We start from the raw sequence: 1,668 nt of genomic DNA, 5'->3' as shown, positions 1-1,668 counted from the left end.
CGATAACGTCCTAGGTCAGGAAGCAGCGGCGGGTTTTGGCCAACAGATATCTATGCGCCGACAAACATCGGCGCTGCATGCATTCTGAGCCAGATGGCTTCCACCGTCAACGGGATCGCTCCCTGCCATAGCAAACACAGGATCCAGCGGTGCCGGAGCAACCGTGGTCCTCACCGTCCTTAAAACGAGATACGCACCCAGGTGGAAGGCCCGAACATTATCTACAGGGTCGCTCTCGCGCCCTCACGGCACTTGCAGAGAGGGGTCCTTCCACCTGGCATCCGACCGTTCGAGGAACGGCCGGTACTCTGTCCCCGTCTTGATGACGGCGTGAGCCACGCGCGCCATTTTGGCGGTGAGCGCCGTCATCGCCTTGCGGCGGCGATCGGCGTCGTCCGCGTGCCCGGCAGTATATCGTCCGAGCTTGTCGCGGAAGCTGTTGTCGCGTTGACGCGCGGCGACCTGGGCAGCCATCCAGAATGTACGGCGCAATCGCGCATTGCCGTACTTTGATAGCTTCGTGCGACCGCGGAACGTGCCGGACTGGCAGGTTGCGAGATCGAGGCCGCAGAACTTGAGGAATTGGCGGTGATGGTTGAAGCGGCGAAGGTCGCCTGCCTCAGCCAGAATCGTCAGTGCGTTGATCGGTCCGATGCCGGGGATATTGCGCAGCAGCAGGTAATCGACATGCTCTGCGAGCCGGGCATGAGCGAGCCGTTCGATCTCATCACGCTGGTGAATGAGGCTGCGACCTTGCGCGATGACCATGCGAAACATGGTGATCGCGACCGAGTCCTCGGGCACCGGCAACGCCGCAGAACTGCAGGCAGTTTCGTAGACATCGTTGATCAGCCGGGCCTTGGAGACCTTACGCCCGATCAGTGGCCATGCCGCCGCGGAGAAGGCTTCCCGATCAAGTACGGTAATGCTGGCCGGGGTCGGAAACCGCTCGATCAGCGCCAGGAACCAGTCCGACCGGCTGTTGCCCGCAAAGCGGGCGATCTCGGGGAAATAGAGCGGCAGGTAATGGGTCAGGATCCGATGCCAGGTCTGGGTCTTCATCTTGGAAACAACCTCGTGGGTCTTCGACAGCTCCTGAAGATCGTTGATGCCGGCGGCGAGCGGATCGACATAGCGCTGGGTAGCGCCGATCCGCAGCATGTGCAGAATGACCTGCGCGTCCTTCGAATCGTTCTTGTCCCAACCGTTGTGCAACGCCTCGCGGGTTCGGGCCAAGGCAACCGATGAGATGAGACGCAGCTCGAACCCCGCGGTCAGCAGGTGGTGCGCGAGAGTCCGGTGATAGTTGCCGGTTGCCTCAAACCCGACAACGATAGGGCGACCAATAGCAGCGAGCTGTTCGGCAAAAGCGTCATAGTCCTCCTTGTTCGCCATGACGGTCATACGTCGGCGCCGGCCGCCTTCCGGTCGCTCGATGAGGACCTCCTGCCGGTTCTTGGACATATCGATCGCTACCAGCACCGCGCCGGCGGGTGTAGGACAGAGCTTGGTCATGGTCGGTCAGCCTCCAAAGTGTTGTCTCGACAACTTCACTTTAGACACCTGCTGGCCGGCCATGGCTTGCCCTGATGAAGCCTACGGCCGCTACGCGGCCTTGCCTTCATCAGGGCCATCTCGGCTCCCGAAACGGCGCTTCCCAATGTGCTA

General features: G+C 61.4%; 1 pseudogene. It reads right to left on the bottom strand.

Going from position 1 to position 1,668, the window contains the following annotated elements:
- Positions 1-221: 221 nt before the first annotated feature.
- A pseudogene (locus EWH12_RS21790) lies at positions 222-1,515 on the bottom strand (IS110 family RNA-guided transposase).
- Between the last annotated feature and the right edge of the window lie 153 nt (positions 1,516-1,668).

Origin of the sequence: Sphingobium cupriresistens (genome assembly GCF_004152865.1) — a bacterium.
GTDB lineage: Bacteria > Pseudomonadota > Alphaproteobacteria > Sphingomonadales > Sphingomonadaceae > Sphingobium > Sphingobium cupriresistens.
This window is presented reverse-complemented; position numbering and strand designations above follow the sequence as displayed.